16 protein-coding genes, 2 tRNA genes and 1 pseudogene are annotated in these 17,533 nt (G+C 71.3%); 16 read left to right on the forward strand and 3 right to left on the reverse strand.

All coding sequences use genetic code 11. The features are described 5' to 3' along the window. A pseudogene (locus ACIRQ7_RS13480) lies at positions 1-744 on the reverse strand (hypothetical protein); the annotation flags it as partial. Between the two features lie 562 nt (positions 745-1,306). On the opposite strand from ACIRQ7_RS13480, the gene proB reads away from it, so the two are divergent. The 5 genes from proB to ACIRQ7_RS13505 all read left to right on the forward strand — a co-directional run bounded on the left by proB (position 1,307) and on the right by ACIRQ7_RS13505 (position 6,545). Then, positions 1,307-2,404, forward strand: a complete 1,098-nt coding sequence (gene proB, locus ACIRQ7_RS13485) for a glutamate 5-kinase (protein ID WP_401471489.1) — start codon at positions 1,307-1,309, stop codon at positions 2,402-2,404. A gap of 309 nt (positions 2,405-2,713) precedes the next feature. Then, on the forward strand, positions 2,714-3,208 hold the full coding sequence (locus ACIRQ7_RS13490) for a hypothetical protein (RefSeq protein ID WP_401471492.1): 495 nt from the start codon (positions 2,714-2,716) through the stop codon (positions 3,206-3,208). A gap of 130 nt (positions 3,209-3,338) precedes the next feature. After that, entirely contained in the window at positions 3,339-4,607 is a 1,269-nt protein-coding gene (locus ACIRQ7_RS13495) for a glutamate-5-semialdehyde dehydrogenase (RefSeq protein WP_404262330.1), read from the forward strand. Positions 4,608-4,669: 62 nt separating this feature from the next. After that, entirely contained in the window at positions 4,670-5,353 is a 684-nt protein-coding gene (locus ACIRQ7_RS13500; RefSeq protein WP_404262332.1) for a hypothetical protein, read from the forward strand. Positions 5,354-5,411: 58 nt separating this feature from the next. After that, positions 5,412-6,545 carry a hypothetical protein gene (locus ACIRQ7_RS13505; RefSeq protein ID WP_404262334.1) on the forward strand — a complete coding sequence of 378 codons (1,134 nt, stop codon included), beginning with the start codon at positions 5,412-5,414 and terminating at the stop codon, positions 6,543-6,545. Here ACIRQ7_RS13505 and ACIRQ7_RS13510 read toward each other — a convergent pair. Then, positions 6,508-7,635 (reverse strand): M48 family metallopeptidase, encoded by a 1,128-nt coding sequence (locus ACIRQ7_RS13510; RefSeq protein WP_404262336.1) that lies wholly within the window; start codon positions 7,633-7,635, stop codon positions 6,508-6,510. The genes ACIRQ7_RS13505 and ACIRQ7_RS13510 overlap by 38 nt on opposite strands. A 130-nt stretch (positions 7,636-7,765) precedes the next feature. On the opposite strand from ACIRQ7_RS13510, the gene ACIRQ7_RS13515 reads away from it, so the two are divergent. The 9 genes from ACIRQ7_RS13515 (at position 7,766) to ACIRQ7_RS13555 (ending at position 12,891) form a co-directional block, all read left to right on the forward strand. Continuing rightward, positions 7,766-7,921: a hypothetical protein gene (locus ACIRQ7_RS13515; protein WP_401471507.1), complete on the forward strand. Its 156-nt coding sequence runs from the start codon at positions 7,766-7,768 to the stop codon at positions 7,919-7,921. 115 nt (positions 7,922-8,036) lie between these two features. After that, positions 8,037-8,198 (forward strand): hypothetical protein, encoded by a 162-nt coding sequence (locus tag ACIRQ7_RS13520; RefSeq protein WP_404262337.1) that lies wholly within the window; start codon positions 8,037-8,039, stop codon positions 8,196-8,198. A gap of 52 nt (positions 8,199-8,250) precedes the next feature. Beyond that, positions 8,251-8,862, forward strand: coding sequence for a nicotinate-nucleotide adenylyltransferase (gene nadD, locus ACIRQ7_RS13525; protein WP_404262338.1), 612 nt, complete (start codon positions 8,251-8,253; stop codon positions 8,860-8,862). 24 nt (positions 8,863-8,886) lie between these two features. After that, positions 8,887-10,743: an LCP family protein gene (locus ACIRQ7_RS13530; RefSeq protein WP_404262339.1), complete on the forward strand. Its 1,857-nt coding sequence runs from the start codon at positions 8,887-8,889 to the stop codon at positions 10,741-10,743. A gap of 209 nt (positions 10,744-10,952) precedes the next feature. Further along, complete coding sequence (gene rsfS / locus ACIRQ7_RS13535) at positions 10,953-11,387, forward strand: ribosome silencing factor (protein WP_401471516.1); 435 nt, start codon at positions 10,953-10,955, stop codon at positions 11,385-11,387. Next, positions 11,384-12,037 carry a histidine phosphatase family protein gene (locus ACIRQ7_RS13540; RefSeq protein WP_401472322.1) on the forward strand — a complete coding sequence of 218 codons (654 nt, stop codon included), beginning with the start codon at positions 11,384-11,386 and terminating at the stop codon, positions 12,035-12,037. The genes rsfS and ACIRQ7_RS13540 overlap by 4 nt, the downstream gene beginning before the upstream one ends. A 111-nt stretch (positions 12,038-12,148) precedes the next feature. Beyond that, positions 12,149-12,221 (forward strand) — tRNA-Ala (locus ACIRQ7_RS13545). 184 nt (positions 12,222-12,405) lie between these two features. Then, entirely contained in the window at positions 12,406-12,654 is a 249-nt protein-coding gene (locus ACIRQ7_RS13550; protein ID WP_404262342.1) for a hypothetical protein, read from the forward strand. Between the two features lie 3 nt (positions 12,655-12,657). Then, entirely contained in the window at positions 12,658-12,891 is a 234-nt protein-coding gene (locus ACIRQ7_RS13555; RefSeq protein ID WP_004571982.1) for a hypothetical protein, read from the forward strand. 533 nt (positions 12,892-13,424) lie between these two features. Here the strand turns inward: ACIRQ7_RS13555 and ACIRQ7_RS13560 are convergent. Beyond that, positions 13,425-14,777, reverse strand: coding sequence for a glycosyltransferase 87 family protein (locus tag ACIRQ7_RS13560; protein WP_404262344.1), 1,353 nt, complete (start codon positions 14,775-14,777; stop codon positions 13,425-13,427). 151 nt (positions 14,778-14,928) lie between these two features. On the opposite strand from ACIRQ7_RS13560, the gene ACIRQ7_RS13565 reads away from it, so the two are divergent. Together ACIRQ7_RS13565 and ACIRQ7_RS13570 are read left to right on the forward strand one after the other, a co-directional pair. Continuing rightward, positions 14,929-15,001, forward strand: a tRNA-Ala gene (locus ACIRQ7_RS13565). Between the two features lie 333 nt (positions 15,002-15,334). After that, the gene (locus ACIRQ7_RS13570; protein ID WP_404262345.1) at positions 15,335-17,293 is read left to right on the forward strand and encodes a protease pro-enzyme activation domain-containing protein; all 1,959 of its coding nucleotides are present in this window, start codon (positions 15,335-15,337) and stop codon (positions 17,291-17,293) included. The last annotated feature ends 240 nt before the right edge of the window (positions 17,294-17,533 follow it).

Genomic DNA, 17,533 nt, shown 5'->3' on the forward strand with positions numbered 1-17,533 from the left:
CAGCCACATGTTGGCCTGGTAGGCGGAGGAGGAGCCGCCGGAGAAGTACATGCCGACGGTGGGCCGGTAGTCGGCCAGCCACTGGTCCAGCCATTGCAGGGCGCGGGCCTCGCCGGCGATGCGCTTGGAGGGCAGCAGCCAGGTGCCCAGGTAGAGGGTGCCGCCCGCGGACAGCACCAGCGACAGGGCCAGGCCGATACCGCCCCAGTACGCGTCGGTGGTGATCGCGGTCAGCATCATGCCCACCGTGCTGGGCACCGCGAACCGCAACAGCCGCCGGCCCGTCTGCCGTGACAGGATCCGCGGCGGCGCATCCGACAGCCGCAGCGCCGACGCATCGATGTTGCGCGTCACGAACGGCAGCGCCCGCGTCCTGCGCACCAGCACCGCCACCGCCTGACACACGAAATGCGTGCCGTAGAAGAGCAGCAGCGTGATGGTGAGCGGCGCCTGCTCCTTGAGCGGGTTGATGCCGTCGATGTGCAGCAGGCCGACCAGTATCAGCATGTCGCGCAGCAGCTGGCGCACGGTCACGTCGAAACGGATTCTGCCGAGCACCGAGAGCAGGCCGGGCTGCTTGTGCTGGAGAACCAGGTCGAGAACCAGGTTGACGACGGACGCGACGATGAACAGCGGAATGACGGGTAGCAGCGCACCGACGAGCTGGGCGGTGAACGCGACCATCATCGCGAGCAGCGCCGCGAGCTGTACGACGCGGCGGGGGGCGATTCCGGCGGAAGGCACGGGGGAGGGCTCCTGGCAGCAAGACGGTCAGGGGGAGGCCGTGGGGGGCGGCCGGGTCCCGCGCTGCGACGCCGCTGGAGCGGCGATACGGGACCAAGGGACACCCGACCGTATGACCTTGTTGGCCTTGGTGACAATCTGCTGTGGCTCTCATCACCGCGAAAGCGGATCAATCGAACGCAACCTCTGGACCGGGCCTTCCGTCTTACCGCAATCCGGAAATCCCTCGGAAATCCGCAAGGAATGGCCAGGAATCCCGGGTTTCTCAAGAATCTCAGAAATCTCCTGAATCACCGGAGCCGGGAGGGGCGGAGGAGCTTGCCGGGCGTCCGCGACGAGGGATACCTCACGCCCCGTGTCCGGCGAGGCGTCCGCCAGGCGATATCACGGCGCGCCCGTCGCCCGCCCTGCCGTAGATTGCGCCCGTAGGGCCGCCGTACGGAATGCCGTACGGCCGCGGGATCGGCGACACAGGGGTACGCAGGTGGCAGGCGCAAGGCACGACGGGGAAGGGGCGGCCCGAGGGGCCTCGGCCGGGGGCGGCGGCGCGCGACGGGAAGGCGTGGCGGACGCCCGCAGGATCGTGGTGAAGGTCGGCTCGTCGTCGCTGACCACGGCCGCCGGGGGGCTGGACGCGGACCGGGTCGACGCGCTGGTCGATGTGCTCGCCAAGCACCAGGACAAGGAGATCGTGCTGGTCTCCTCCGGTGCCATCGCGGCCGGCCTGGCGCCCCTGGGACTCGACCGCCGCCCCCGCGACCTGGCCAGGCAGCAGGCTGCCGCCAGCGTCGGCCAGGGCCTGCTGGTCGCCCGCTACACCGCTTCCTTCGCGCGCTACGGCCGCCGCGTCGGACAGGTCCTGCTGACCTCCGACGACACCAGCCGCCGGGCCCACTACCGCAACGCCTACCGCACCCTGGACCAGCTGCTGGCCATGGGCGCGGTGCCGATCGTGAACGAGAACGACACCGTCGCGACCGACGAGATCCGCTTCGGCGACAACGACCGGCTGGCGGCGCTCGTCGCCCACCTGGTCCGCGCCGACCTGCTGGTGCTGCTCTCCGATGTGGACGGCCTCTACGACGGCGACCCGTCCACCCCGGGGACCTCACGGATAGCGGAGGTCAGCGGGCCGCAGGACCTGGCGGGCATCTCCATCGGCAGCGCCGGCAAGGCCGGGGTCGGCACCGGCGGCATGGTCACCAAGGTCGAGGCGGCCCGGATCGCGGCCGCGGCCGGCATCCCCGTCGTCCTCACCTCCGCCGTGCACGCCGGCGACGCGCTGGCCGGCGGCCCGACCGGCACCCACTTCCTGCGTACCGGCCGCCGCTCCGCCGACCGGCTGCTCTGGCTCGCGCACGCCTCCACACCGCGCGGTGCGCTCGTCCTGGACGACGGGGCGGTGCGGGCCGTCGTCGAGCGGCGCTCCTCGCTGCTGCCGGCCGGTATCGCCTCGGTCGAGGGCGAGTTCTCCGCCGGGGACCCGGTCGAGCTGCGGGACGGCGCGGGGCAGGCGGTCGCCCGGGGCCTCGTCAACTTCGATGCGAGGGAAATCCCCCGATTGATAGGGCGTTCGACCCGGGACCTCGCCCGCGAGCTGGGCCCGGCGTACGAGCGGGAGGTCGTACACCGCGACGATCTGGTGCTGCTGGACCACTGAAGGCCTGCCGGACGGCCCTGCGGGGCATCGTCCGGGGTGCTTCGCCGACTGCCTCCCGGAGGCAGCCGGCAGGGGCCGGCGCCCGGCGCGGTGCTCGAAACGCGGTACGGACCAGGGTGCGAAGACCTGCCTTTCCACGGGGACCTTCGCGAAAACGCCCCCGCGACGGCCCGCGGACTGGTCAACTTTGTTGCGGGGCGCCGTAGGGGAGCGGCGCCCGCAGCGCGTCAGCGCACACGCCGAAGTACGACCGCACCTATCGGCTCCGCACCCCGAGGGCGGAGCGATTCGCATCACAGGAGGCCGCCGGTGAGACGAGGGCGCCCAGGGGCACTGCCCCGAGGGACGGCGGAGCGCACCCTGACCAGCGTCGGGGCCGGTGAGAAAGCCGGGCCGGCTGACGAGCGGTGCGCGGAGCGGAACGGGACGGCGCAGCCGGCACCGGAGGGCGAGCGCCGGGACGCGTCCCGGCTGTGGCACATCACCCTCAGCGTCTCGGGGGCCGAGGCCCCCTTGAAGGAGGTCAGGCGGGCGCTCGAACAGCTCGCCCACGACCATCCCTTCCTGCTGACCAGCCGTTACGCCAACGACCATGCCGAGATCCGCTATTGGGAGGAGGCGCGGGACCTGCACGACGCCGCGGCGGTCGCGCTGCGGCTGTGGGGCGAACACCGCTCGACGGCCAAGCTGCCGCCGTGGGAGATCGTCGGGCTGGAGGTCATCGACCGTGAGACCTATCACCAGCGCATCGCGGAGGGCTACGGACCGCCCCCTGCGTCACCGGTGGGCGTCCACCCCTACTGAGCCCCCCGCCGCCCGTCATGAGTGCCGTACGGCGGCTCCCCGCGGAGGCCGGTCCGGCACCTGACGGGCCGCGTCCCGCACTGTGAAATACGGCGTGGCCGCAGCCTGCCTCCCGGCTAGGCTTGCGGCCATGACCAGCAGCGCATCGCAGTCCTCGCCCGTCCTTGAGACCGCCCGCCGCGCGAAGGAGGCGGCCGCCGTCCTGGCGCCGCTGCCGCGTACGGCCCGGGACGGAGCGCTGCTCGCCATCGCCGACGCCCTGGTGGCGCGCACCGGCGAGATCGTCGCCGCCAACGCCGAGGACATCGCCAAGGCGCGGGCCGCCGGCACCTCGGAATCGATCGTGGACCGGCTGACCCTCACCCCCGAGCGGATCGCCGCCATCGCCGCCGACGTCCGCGATGTCGTCGCCCTCCCCGACCCGGTCGGTGAGGTCGTCCGCGGCTCGACCCTCCCCAACGGCCTCGACCTGCGGCAGATCCGGGTCCCGCTCGGCGTGATCGGCATCGTCTACGAGGCCCGCCCCAATGTGACCGTGGACGCCGCCGCCCTGTGCCTGAAGTCCGGCAACGCCGTGCTGCTGCGCGGTTCGTCCTCCGCGTACGCCTCCAACAGCGCGCTGGTGGACGTGCTGCGGGACGCCGTCGAGGGCGCCGGACTGCCCGCCGACTCCGTGCAGCTGGTGCCGGGTGAGAGCCGCGACTCGGTGCGCGAGCTGATGCGCGCCCGCGGCCTGGTCGACGTGCTGATCCCGCGCGGCGGCGCCTCGCTGATCCGCACGGTCGTCGAGGAGTCCACCGTCCCGGTGATCGAGACCGGCACCGGCAACTGCCATGTCTACGTCGACGAAGCGGCCGACATCGACATGGCCGTCGACATCCTCGTCAACTCCAAGGCGCAGCGGCCCAGCGTCTGCAACGCCGCCGAGACGGTCCTGGTGCACGCCGGGATCGCGGAGAAGTTCCTGCCGCGCGCCCTGGAGGCGCTCACCCAGGCCGGCGTGATCGTGCACGGCGACGAGGCCTGGCAGCAGGCGGGCCCCGGCATGGTCGCGCCCGCCGGAGACGAGGACTGGGCGGCGGAGTACCTCTCGTACGACATCGCGGCCGCCGTGGTCGCCGACATGGACGCCGCGGTGGCGCACATCCGGCGCTGGAGCTCCGGTCACACCGAGGCCATCGTCACCACCTCGCAGGCCGCGGCCCGCCGATTCACCCAGTTGGTGGATGCCACGACCGTCGCGGTCAACGCCTCCACCCGTTTCACCGACGGCGGCCAGTTCGGCTTCGGCGCCGAGATCGGCATTTCGACGCAGAAGCTGCACGCCCGCGGTCCCATGGGGCTGCCGGAACTGACCTCCACGAAGTACATCCTCACCGGCGACGGCCACACCCGCTGAACCGTCCCCCGGATTCCCCCCTCTCCCTGCCCAAATCGACCGGCCGGGGCTAACCTGGACGCGTGCCGGACGACGTGGGGGGCAAGCCGTTCCCGGACGGCGAAGAGCCCGAAGAGCACCACCCCGGGAGCCACGGAAGCGCGGACGAAGAATTCGCCTCCGTGGTCTTCGACGAGGCCTTCGTACGGTCCGCGAAGATCCATGAGCCCTCCGCCGACGAGCGCCTGCTCGCCGCCGCGGAGGCCCGCGCCGAGGCGGAGGCGGCCCGCTCGGGTACCGCCTTCGGCCCCGAGGATCCGGACGGCGAGGGGGGACCGCGCACCCGCAGGCGCCGCCGCCACGGCCCGGAGGGCCTGGACCCGGACGCCGACGACTACGACGCGTACGGCGAGCCGGGTGGCTACGGCGAGTACGGCGAATATGGCGAGTACGGCCCGTATGGTCCGTACGGCCCGTACGGCGGGGCGCTGCGGCCCTACCGCAGCAGCGCTCGCTGGCACCGGCCGATGGCCTGGGTGCTGGCCGTCGTGATGGGCATCGGGCTGGTCGCGCTGGCTTTCAGCGCCGTCTACCGCGGTGCCTCCGGCAGGAATCAGAGCCCGGCGCCGGCGCCGGCCACCAGCGGGGTGGACACACCGTCCTCCGGCGGGGCCGAGAGCGCCCGTACGGCGGGTCCCGGCCTGCTGCCGTCGCCGCCCGGGGGATCCGCCCGGCCGTCGGCCTCCGCGGTGCCCAGGCCGCACTGACGGGAAGTCGCCGCGCCCCCGGAGTTTATGTTCGCCTCCGCGGACCTACTCTTGTTGTATGAGCGGGCCTGGTGACCCTCCCGAAGGGACGCCTGAGGGCGCCCCGGGAGGCGGTGAGGACGAATACCGATCCGTTGTCTTCGACGAATCGTTTGTGCGCGCTGCCCGGCTACAGGAATTCTCCGCTGACGAACGGCTCGGCGAGCATCATTCGCCGGCCGTCAAAACCCGGCACGGCTGGCTGCGGGCCGGCGGCTCCCGGCAGGCGATCCTGCTCGTGCTGCTGATCGTGCTCGCTTTCGGCACCGCCGTCTACATGGGTGTACGCCACCCGTACCGGAACCCCGGGGCGGTGGCGGTGCAGCCGCTGCGGTCCTCCGTCGTGCCGCTCGCGCCGACCGGCGCCGTGCCCGGTGCGACCCCCGCCGATCTCTTCGCGCACAGCCCAGCGGCGCACTTCCGCATCGGGGCCGCCGGTGTCAATCTGCCCGAGGTCCGGCGCACCGAGCACTTCTCCGACGGCCAGATCGTCGCCGCGCTGAGCATCGCCAAGGACTATGTCGTCCGCTCCTCGCTGGATCCGGCCACGCTCACCGGCGGATCCGTACGCCCGGTGCGGCTGCTGCTCGACACCGGCCAACTCGACCAGTTCGACCGGAGTCTGGCGCATCCCGACGATGACGGGCGCCATGCGGCGACCGGCTGGCTGGTCCGCTTCGACCCCGAGGTGACCGCACTCGCCGACAAGAACGTCCGCGTCAACGGCACTCTGTCTGCGGCGGAGTTGAGCCCGGACGCCCTCGACATCACCGCCGACTACACCTTTGTCTACGCCGTACGGCCGGCCGACGGCGGGCGCGGCGACTCCGCGGGGCGGACCGGTCAGGGCGTCGGCAAGGCCACGCCGGGCGCCGCCTCGCTGTTCACCGTCCGCCGCGAGGTGCATTTCCGCCTCGGCCGGGACGACCTCAACGACCACCGGCTGGAAGTGCAGCAGAGCAGCCTCCAGGCAGGGCCGCTGGCCTGCTCCTCGAAGCCGGCCGACGCGCTGCGTCCGCTCCTTGCGGGACAGCACGCCGGCGACGACCGGCCGTCGGGCACCGACCCCTACTCCAGGAGCCGGGCCAACCCCTCGCTCTGCGGCGAACTGGCGGCTACTTCCCGCCCGAACCCGAGCCATCCGATCCGTTAGCGCCGCCCGATCCGTTGGCGCCGTCCGGACCCTCGCCGGCCGCGCCGTCGGGACGGGGGCCGCCGGCGCGGAAGACCGTGTCCCGCAGCCTGCCGCCCAAGTCGCCCGCACCGCCCGCGATATCGCGCACCAGACCCATCAGCGGGTCCTTGCTGTTGCGCACGGAGTCGGCGTAGTGGTTCGCCGAGTCCTTGAAGGAGTCGGAGACCGAGGTGTCCTTGTCCTCGTCACGGCGCGGGTAGTGGCCGTCCATGATCCGCTGGTAGTCGCGGCTGGCCGCCCACTTCTTCAGCTCGGCCGCCCGCACCGTCGTGAACGGGTGGCTGCGCGGCAGGACGTTGAGGATCTTCAGCACGGAGTCGCGCAGATCGCCGCCCGACTCGTACTCCTCGGCCTGCGCGAGGAAGGCGTCCACATTCATCTCGTGCAGATGATTGCCGCCCGCCAGCTTCATCAGACCCCGCATCGAGGCCTGCAGGTCCTGCCCGACCAGCAGTCCGGCGCGGTCCGCCGACAGCTCCGACTTGCGGAACCACTCGCGCAGCGCCGTCACGATCGCCATGATCGCGACATTGCCCAGCGGGATCCAGGCGACCTTCATCGCCAGATTCGTCAGGAACAGCAGCACGGTGCGGTAGACCGCGTGCCCGGACAGGGCGTGCCCGACCTCATGGCCGATCACCGCCCGCATCTCCTCCTCGTCGAGAAGCTCGACGAGGCCCGTCGTGACCACGATGATCGGCTCGTCCAGACCGATGCACATGGCATTGGGCTGCGGGTCCTGATTGACGTACATCGGCGGGACCTTCTCCAGGTCCAGGATGTAGCAGGCGTCGCGCAGCATGTCGTTGAGATGGGCGAACTGCTGCTCGCCGACCCGGACCGAATCCGACAGGAAGAGCAGCCGCAGGCTGCGCTCCGGCAACAAGCCGCTGAGCGTCTTGAAGACGGTGTCGAACCCGCTCAGCTTGCGCAGCGCGACCAGCGCCGAGCGATCCGCCGGGTGCTCGTAGGACCGCGAGGAGATTCCCGGAAACCGCCTGCGGTCCCGGCTCGGTACGTTTTCGCTGCCGCCTGGGCTCTCCGTCATTGGGGCCTCCCCCTGTTCGACTGCGTGTGTTCAGCGTAGAGGACGCCGCTGACAGCCGATTGGATGCTCGGGCGTACGCTGGCGATCGCATCAATGACCCCACAGAACCGCACAAAGGGAGCGCACTGTCATGCCGCATCCGAGCCTGCTGCTCGCCGCAGCAGCCCAGGAGACCTCCCATGCCGACGGTCCCGGCTGGATTCTGCGTGTGGTGATCATCGTCGGTGTCGTGGGCGCCGCCCTGCTCGCCTGGTTCCTGCTGCGCGGCTACGGCAGCCAGGACTGACTGAGGCGCGGCCGCCGCCCCTCCGGGTGGAGTCGCCGTGAGCCCGGGGTGAGGGGACGCTTACGATGTGGCGGAAGTCTCTGCCCGACCCCAGCCCGGATTGGTTCTGCTGACGATGAGCCTGCACACCGCCGCACACTCCCTGGTCTCCCTTGCCGAAGGCGGACAGGAGGGTGGCAATCACAACAGCCTGAACCCGTTCCTGACCGGTGGCGGCGCCCTGATTGTCCTGCTTCTCCTGCTGTGGGTCGTCACCCGCTTCAACCGGGACCGCTGAGCCCCGGCACCCGGACCCCGGCACGGCGCGTCGCCCAGTAGGGTCTGCACGCATGGGAGAGCACACAGGGCCCGTGAAGCGGCGACTCGGAGTGATGGGCGGCACGTTCGACCCGATCCATCACGGACACCTTGTCGCCGCCAGCGAGGTGGCCAGCCAGTTCCACCTCGATGAGGTCATCTTCGTCCCCACGGGCCAGCCGTGGCAGAAGAGCCACAAGACGGTGTCCCCGGCCGAGGACCGGTATCTGATGACGGTCATCGCGACCGCGTCGAATCCGCAGTTCTCCGTCAGCCGCATCGACATCGACCGTGGCGGCAAGACGTACACCATCGACACCCTGCGCGATCTGCGCGTCGAGCACGTCGATGCGGACCTGTTCTTCATCACCGGCGCCGACGCCCTCGGTCAGATCCTGACCTGGCACGACGCCGAGGAACTGGTCTCGCTCGCGCATTTCATCGGGGTGACCAGGCCCGGCCATGTCCTCGCGGACCCGGGGCTGCCCGCAGGCGCTGTGTCCCTGGTCGAGGTGCCCGCGCTGGCCATCTCCTCGACCGACTGCCGGGCGCGGGTCGTCCGAGCGGATCCGGTCTGGTACCTCGTGCCGGACGGTGTGGTGCGCTACATCGACAAAAAAGAGCTGTACCGCAACGACCGCTGACGGGGCTGACGGAAAGGGGCACCGGTGAGCGACCGACAGGATCCGTACGGGCCGCAGGACCCGTATGCCCACGACCCGTATGCCCAGGAGCAGCCGGGTCAGCAGGGCTACACCTATGACGCCTACGGGCAGCCGGTGTACCGCGACGCGTCCCCGCAGTCCTACGAGCAGCACTACGACCAGTACGGGCAGCCGGTCGCCCCCGCCGCCCCGTCCTACGACGGCTATGACCCCTACGGGGCGCAGCAGGGCCAGCACCAGCAGCAGCAACAGCAGCAGGAGTGGATCCCGCAGCAGGCGCAGCAGCAGCCGCAGCACGGCCAGGAGTACGGCTATGACGCGTACGGCCGTCAGGTGCAGCAGCAGCCCGGCTACCCCCAGCAGTTCGACCCGTACACCCAGCCTCAGCAGCCCCCGCACCAGCAGCAACAGCAGCAGGAGTGGATTCCGCAGCAGGCGCAGCAGTCGCCGTACGAGCAGGTCCCGTACGGCGAGCAGCCCGGCCACCACGACGAGGGCGGGCGCCGGCCCCCTGAGGGGCAGCAGCGTCCTCCGGGGCAGCGCCGGGCCCCGTCCGGACCTCCTGCCTCCGCAGAGCCCCCGGCCTCGTCGGACTCCTCGGACGCGGAGTACCGGACCGAGCAGTTCTCGTTCATCGAGGAGCCGGACGAGGACTCCGAAGACGTCATCGACTGGCTGAAGTTCACCGAGAGCCGCACCGAGCGGCGCGAGGAGGCCAAGCGCCGCGGCCGCAGCCGGGTCGTCGCCCTGTCGGTGGTGCTCGCCCTGCTGGTCGCCGGCGGCGCCGGCTATCTGTGGTGGGCGGGCAAGCTGCCCGGACTGGCCGGCGCGGACACCGGCGCCGCCGCCGCGGGCAGCGGGCAGAAGCGCGATGTGCTGGTGGTGCATCTCAAGGACACCAAGACGGGCAACAGCTCCACGGCCCTGCTCGTGGACAACGAGACCACCCACAAGGGCACCACCGTCCTCCTGCCCAACAACCTCACCGTCCCCAAGGATGACGGGACCCCCACCACGCTCGGCAAGTCCTTCAAGGACGAGGGCACCGACCCGACCAGGGAATCCCTCAACAGCCTCCTGGGCGCCGACCTCAAGGCCAGCTGGCGGCTGGACACCCCGTATCTGGAGAACCTCGTCGAGACGGTCGGCGGCATCACCCTCGACACCGACGCCACCGTGCCCGGTGCCAAGAAGGGCGACTCCCCGGCGGTCAAACAGGGCCGCGGGCAGGACCTCAACGGCCAGGCGGCCGTCGCCTACGCCACCTACCAGCGGACCGGCGAGCCGCAGGCCAAGCAGCTGCAGCGGTTCGGACAGGTCATGCAGGCCACCTTGAAGAAGGTCTCCAGCGACGCGGAGGGCGCCACCGCCACCGTCAAGGCGCTGCTCCAGGTGCTCGACCCGCCCCTCACCGAGGCCGAGCTGGGCAGCTCGCTGGCACAGCGCGCCGAACTGGCCAAGACGGGCGCCTACGACACCACCGTGCTGCCGGTGCAGGCCGACGGGACGCTCGACAGGACCGCCTCGCAGACCGTGGTCAAGGACGTGCTCGGCGGCACGGTCAAGAAGACCGACCCGGACGCGACCACCAGGGTCGCGGTCCGCAACGCCACCGGCAACAAGGCCGCCACCGGTAAGGCGCAGGCCGCGCTGGTCAACGGCGGCTACACCTTCGTCGACGGCGGTGCCGCCGGAGCGGCCGGCAGCACGTCCCGGGTGACGTACGCGGAGGCGGGCCAGAAGGCGAAGGCGGCGGAGGTCGCCAAGACGCTGGGCCTGCCGGCGGGCGCCGTCACGCAGGGCAAGGGCGCGGCGAACGCCGACATCACGGTCGTTCTGGGACCGGACTTCAAGGGCTGACCAGGGGATACGGCCCGGCTACCGCCTCCTTCGGCAGGGCCGGGCCGGCAGCCGGTGAAAGCCCGCCGGGAGTGTCGGTGGTCCGTGAGACCCTTGAGGGGTACCTGATCGCCTTTCCGGCTGCCCATGGGGGACTGCGGCGCGCCGCGGCTTCGCCGCGAGCCGCGTGCCCCGGCCGGAGAAGCTGCCCTCGACCCGGAAAGCCGCTTGTGACCGCCACGGACCGCTCCATCGAGCTCATCAACGCCGCCGCTCAGGCAGCGGCCGACAAGCTCGCGCACGACATCATCGCGTACGACGTCAGTGACGTCCTCTCGATCACCGACGCCTTCCTGCTGGCCTCGGCGCCCAACGACCGCCAGGTCAAGTCGATCGTCGACGAGATCGAGGAACGGCTCAACAAGGAGCTCGGCGCCAAGCCGGTGCGCCGCGAAGGCGACCGCGAGGCCCGCTGGGTGCTCCTCGACTACGTCGACATCGTGGTCCACGTCCAGCACAGCGAGGAGCGCGTGTTCTACGCCCTCGAGCGCCTGTGGAAGGACTGCCCCGAGATCGACCTCCCCGAGGAGGCCAAGGCCACCCGCGGCAAGGCCGCCGCGCACGCCGAGGCCACCGCGGACGAGCAGGACGGAGAGCTGCACTGAACGGCACCAAAGGCGGCCGGGGCCGCCGCGTCGTCCTGTGGCGCCACGGCCAGACGGCCTGGAATCTGGAGCGCCGCTTCCAGGGATCGACGGACATCGAACTGACCGAGACCGGTGTCGGCCAGGCCCACCGCGCGGCCCGGTTGCTGGCTGCCCTGCGGCCGGACGCGATCATCGCCTCCGACCTGCAGCGGGCCGCGGCCACGGCACGCGAGCTGGCCGCCCTCACCCGCCTTGAGGTGACGTACGACGCGGCGCTGCGGGAGACGTACGCCGGGTCCTGGCAGGGCCTGACGCACGACGAGATCCTCGCGCAGTACGGCGAGCAGTACTCCGCCTGGAAGCGCGGTGAGCCGGTGCGGCGCGGCGGCGGCGAGCTGGAGACCGAGGTCGCCGACCGGGCCGCCCCGGTCGTGCTGGCGCACGTCGACAAGCTGCCCGACGACGGCACCCTGGTCGTCGTCAGCCACGGCGGCACCATCCGCACCACCATCGGCAGGCTGCTCGGCCTGGACTCCCATCACTGGGAGGGCCTGGGCGGCCTGACGAACTGCTGCTGGTCCGTGCTGGGCGAGGGCGCGCGTGGCTGGCGCCTGCTGGAGCACAACGCCGGCACCCTCCCGGAGCCGGTGCTCGGCGACGACGACTGAGCCCGCGGGCGGGCCCGGCCACCCGGATTTCACATCCGGGCAGGTCGCAGGCTAAAGTTCATCTTGTTCGCGGCGCCGCCGGGGGAAACCCGGAGGGGCGGAACAAGACCCGGGGCTATAGCTCAGTTGGTAGAGCGCCTGCATGGCATGCAGGAGGTCAGGAGTTCAATTCTCCTTAGCTCCACAGCCCGGAGATCCCGTCCTCTCGCGGATCCAGTGCCCGACACTGGTGAGCGAGAGGGCGGGATTTCTGTATCGGGGGAGCGCCGTCTCCGGTCGCCCGGATGCGGTGGGCGCCCGACGGTCCTGACCCGGTCCGGCCGTCCGTGGCAGAATCGGACGGCGCCGGCAGGGGAGGAGAGAGCGAGATGCCCACGAGCATCCTCGAGGAGGTCAATGATCTGCTCGAAGTGGCCGAGGCGCAGGGTTATGACTGGCTGCCGGAATACGCGCTCCGCTTCACCTGCCCTGCCGAAGGCCCCCGCTCCGCCCGCAGTGGTGGCGATGACTCCGCCCTGCAGTGCCCCGCTTGTGGTTCGGTCCATGTCGCACAGGTGCTGGGCGACAACGGAGGTATTTCCTTCGTCTGTACGGCCTGCGGCCACAGCTGGAGCTGACTGATGGGCGCCCACAGCAGGAAATGCGACTGGTGCGGCAGCGGTACGCCGATCGTCCGTGACATGGAGCCGGTCAACGCCGACTACCAGTACTGGTGCGAGGAATGTGCCCGCGCCCTGGTCATAAAGGGCGACCCGATCGAGACCTACCGCGAGCTCGACGGCGAGCCGATCTACGGCCGGCTGCTGGACGAGCACTGCACGCTGAAGCGCTTCTACTCGTTCGCGACGGCCTGATCAGCGGCGGTCTGATTCGGGACGGCCTGGTTCGGGGCCGCCCATTCGCCACGGCCTGACGGACCGCGCGGCACGGTCCATTGCTCTCCCGGACACATTCGGGTCGATACCGGCAGAACCGGAACTCCCGGGTATCTGCGGGGCGTTGTGGGATCAGAGCTGCCGTCGGAAATGGCCGGCGGCACGGGGGAGTGACACGGGGGTCGCATCGTGACGACACGACGATCAGGCCAGGCCAGGTGGCGGATGCCCGCCCTACCAACTTCCGGAGAGCCTGCGCCGCGACAGCGGTCCTGCGGATTCCGACCGCGGGCTTCGGCCTCGGCAGCGAACTGGGCGGCACCCGGGCCCCCTGGCGTCCGGCGGCACCGCGCTGACATCCCCCGGCACCCAGGGCGGGAAGCACTCCCTCAGGCCCCACAGGGCCGGTTGGTCGCAGTGATCGGCCAATTCCGCGGCGCCTGCGGGCGGTTCCTGCCGCCGCTGTCCTCTCCTGGAAGGCTGGGGCGCGGGGAGGGTGCGCGCCTGCGTCGTCATGCCGCCGGAGGCGCCGGCGTTTCCTCCTCGACAGCCGGAAGAAGACCATCACCACGGCGGCCGCTGAGCCGCCACAGACGGGCCGCGGTGAGTGCGAGCAGCGCCAGACCGGCGATCGGGTAGACGTCGGAGAGCAGCATCTGGAGGCCGTTCTGGTGCAGTTCCTCGTGGTGGTGCCAGCGGTGCGGCACCCACCACAGCGCGAACGAGCCGAAGAGCAGGCCCATCGCGCCCGTCGTCGCCCACCAGCGACGGGCCGCGCCGCCGGTGCGCTGCAGGGCCTCGGAGCCGAGCAGGATCAGCAGCGGTACGCCCCACACCCAGTGGTGCGACCAGGAGATGGGGCTGACCAGCAGGGCGGTCGCCGCGCAGGCGACGGCCGCCCAGGCGCGTTCCCCGCGCAGCAGTGCCCCGGTCGCCAGCGCGAGCCCGAGGGCGGCGGTCAGCCCGGCCACCACGAGCCAGGCGCCACCGGGGTCGTGCGTGTGCAGAAGCCGGGCGAGGGCGCCGCGCAGTGACTGGTTCGCGGTGATCTCCACTTCGCCGACCCGGTCCGCGGCGAAGACGATCTCCGTCCAGAAGCGGTGGGAGTCACGGGGCAGTACGACGGCGGAGAGGAGGGCGGTGCCGAGGAAGGTCAGGGTGGCCACGGCGGCCTGCCGCAGCCAGGGGTTCCAGGCGGCCCGGGCACCGGCACCGGAGCGCATCAGCCGCAGGCCGCGGGCCAGGCCTGCAAGGCAGAGGAAGACGGCGAACAGCGCCGGGGTCAGCTTCAGTCCGGCGGCGATGCCGATGCCGACGCCGGCCCAGCGGTGGGTGCTCTTACGCGTCAGGTCCCACAGGACGAGGACGGCGAGGAGGAGGTTGATCTGGCCGTAGCGCAGCGTGGTCCACACCGGCTCGCACCACACCAGCAGCGCGGACAGTGCGAGCGTGGCCGCGGGCCGGGGGAGCCGGTGCGGGCGGCCGGTCAGGCGGAGCGAGAGATGGACGACGGAGACGAGCAGCAGGAGGTTGCCGGCGGTGGCCAGGGTGCGCATCGTCGGGACGCCGAAGAGGGTGAGCGGGGTGAACAGCAGTGCCGCGAAAGGCGGGTAGGTGTTGGGCAGGCGGGCCGAGGTGGCCACCATGTCGTAGAGGTCCCCGCCGGTGCGGGCGGTCCAGCCCTCGGCGCGGTAGACCATGAGGTCGACCATGGTCACGTGCGCGAGGCGCTGCACGGTCCAGAAGGCGGCGAAGGAGACGACGCAGGCCAGGCCCGCCATCAGGGTCGGGTGCCGGCGGAGGAGGCCCCGGCCGGGAGCGGTGCCGCGGGGGTCGGTGGACTGTTCCAGCTCCAGCGCGGTCACGGCGTACGGCTCCCCAGGACGAATCGGGCACGGACGGCCGACAGTACCCCTCGTGGCCTTGAAGGGCCCGTGGGAGAACGATTTGGCAGAAGCCCGGGAGGGCCGTGTAATGTAGGCGATGCCGCCGAGGGAAACCGGGCGGCGCAAGCAAGGGGCTATAGCTCAGTTGGTAGAGCGCCTGCATGGCATGCAGGAGGTCAGGAGTTCAATTCTCCTTAGCTCCACAGTGATCGAAGCGGGCCGTCCGATCGGACGGCCCGCTTCGTTGTGTCTGCCCTCCGGAGTGGTGGCGTCTCCCGCCTCGCGCTGATGCGCCCTCAGCGCGCTGACCGCTCAGGGGTGTTGGCTGTCTGCTCCGAGACCGTTCGTGGTCATTCCATGCCGTTCCTTGGGTGCTTCTTGGCGATCGCATGCCCCTGACATGAACGGTTCACCGAAAGAGTGACGCATCGCGTGAATGTCGCCTTCACCACATTCCCGGCTTGTGACGTGCCGCGCACCGGCGTACCGGCGGGCCGCGTCACCGCCCATCGACCGCTTCGCCATCAGGGGGTCACATGAGATCAAGCCGTTCCAGAGCGCCGCGCACCCGCGCCGGGCTGGCCTGGGCAGCGGCGCTGCCGCTCGTCGCCGGTGCGCTCGCGCTCGGCGCACCCGCGGCCGACGCCGCGGGCCACGACGGCGGCCGACAGCTGCTGCAGGGGACCAAGCCCCTGTGGGCCACCCGGCAGGCCGACCAGGGCGCCACCTCCGGCTCCGCGGAGATCACCGCCCGCGTCTACCTGGCGGGCCGCGACGCCAAGGGGCTCGCCGGCTATGCCAAGGCCGTGTCCGACCCGCACTCCGCCGCGTACGGCAAGTACCTGAGCCCCGCCCAGGTGAAGGCCCGCTACGGCGCGACGCAGGACCAGATAGTCAAGGTGACCGCCTGGCTGAAGAAGTCCGGCCTGACGGTCACCGCCACCTCCCGGCGCTTCGTGACGGTCAAGGGCGACGCGGCCGCCGCCGAGCGCGCCTTCGCCACCGACCTGCACAACTACCGCAAGAGCGGACACACTTACCACGCGCCCTCGGCCGCGGCCTCCGCACCCGCCACCCTGGGCGGCGCCGTGCTGACGGTCACCGGCCTGGACAACGCGCCGCGGCTCGCCGAGCACCACGCCACCGAACTGCCCCCGCCGTCCGCCGTCTTCCGTAACGCCGGACCGTTCTCCTCGTACTACGGCTCCAAGACGGACAAGAAGCTGCCGTCCGCCTACGGGAGCAAGGCGCCGTACGCGGTCAAGGGCTACACCGGCAAGCAGCTGCGGGCCGCCTACGGGGCGAAGAAGTACACCGGCAAGGGCGTCACGGTCGCGATCACCGACGCGTACGCCTCGCCGACCATCGCGCGGGACGCGCGCACGTACGCCGCCCGCAACGGCGACCAGCGCTACCGCCGCGGCCAGCTCTCGCAGGTGCTGCCCAAGGATTACTCGCACATCGAGGAGTGCGACGCGGCCGGCTGGTACGGCGAGGAGACCCTCGACGTCGAGGCCGTGCACGCGGTCGCCCCGGACTCCGACATCGTCTACGTCGGCGGTGCCTCCTGCGCCGATGACGACCTGCTCGACTCCCTCGGCACGGTCGTCGACGGGCACCTCGCCGACATCGTCTCCAACTCCTGGGGCGACATCGAGGCGAACGAGACCCCGGACGTCGCCGCCGCCTACGACCAGGTCTTCCAGCAGGGCGCGGTGCAGGGCATCGGCTTCTACTTCTCCTCCGGCGACAACGGTGACGAGGTCGCCAACACGGGCACCAAGCAGGTGGACACCCCGGCGAACTCCGCGTGGGTGACCGCGGTCGGCGGCACGTCGCTGGCCGTCGGCAAGCACGACGCCTACCAGTGGGAGACCGGCTGGGGCACCCAGAAGGCCGTCCTCTCCAAGGACGGCAACGACTGGAGCGGCTTCCCCGGCGCATTCAGCGGCGGAGCGGGCGGCGGCACCAGCAAGACCGTCGCGCAGCCCTACTACCAGCGCGGCGTCGTACCGGACTCGCTGTCCAAGACGGGGCTCGCGGGCGCGATGCGTACCGTCCCCGACATCGCGGCGGTCGCCGACCCGAACACCGGCTTCCTGGTGGGCCAGACCCAGACGCAGACCGACGGCTCGCTCGGCTACTCCGAATACCGCATCGGCGGCACCTCGCTCGCGGCGCCGGTGATCGCGGGCGTCCAGGCGCTGGCGCAGCAGGCCCGGCACGGCGTCGCCATCGGCTTCGCCAACCCCGGCATCTACCAGCGCTACGGGACCGCCGCCTACCACGACGTGACCGACCACCCGCTGGGCGCCGGCCGTGACCTCGCGGTCGTCCGCACCGACTACAACAACAGCGCGGACAACAGCGAGGGCACCACGACCTCGCTGCGCAGCCTGGGCAAGGACAGCTCACTGCACGCCGGCGTCGGGTACGACGACGTCACGGGCGTGGGCTCGCCGGGCACCGGATATGTGAGTTCCTACCGGCCCTGATCCCGGATCGGGGAGCGCGCCCTCCAGGGGCGGGGCTCGCGCGGGGGGGAATCCTCCGCGCGGGCCCCACACGCGCTGCGGTACCCTGACGCCATGCGTGCCGTACGCCTTCTGCTTAGCGGGCCGCGCTGATCAGTCCCGACCGGGCCATCCGCTGTGGCCGCCCGGGTCGGCATCGGCGCGGCGTCCCCTCCTGTGCGAGGGGCATTTTTGTTTCCGCAGAAACCGTGCCCGCAGCAG

The sequence above is a fragment of the Streptomyces sp. NPDC101393 genome, assembly GCF_044767385.1.
Lineage (GTDB): Bacteria > Actinomycetota > Actinomycetes > Streptomycetales > Streptomycetaceae > Streptomyces.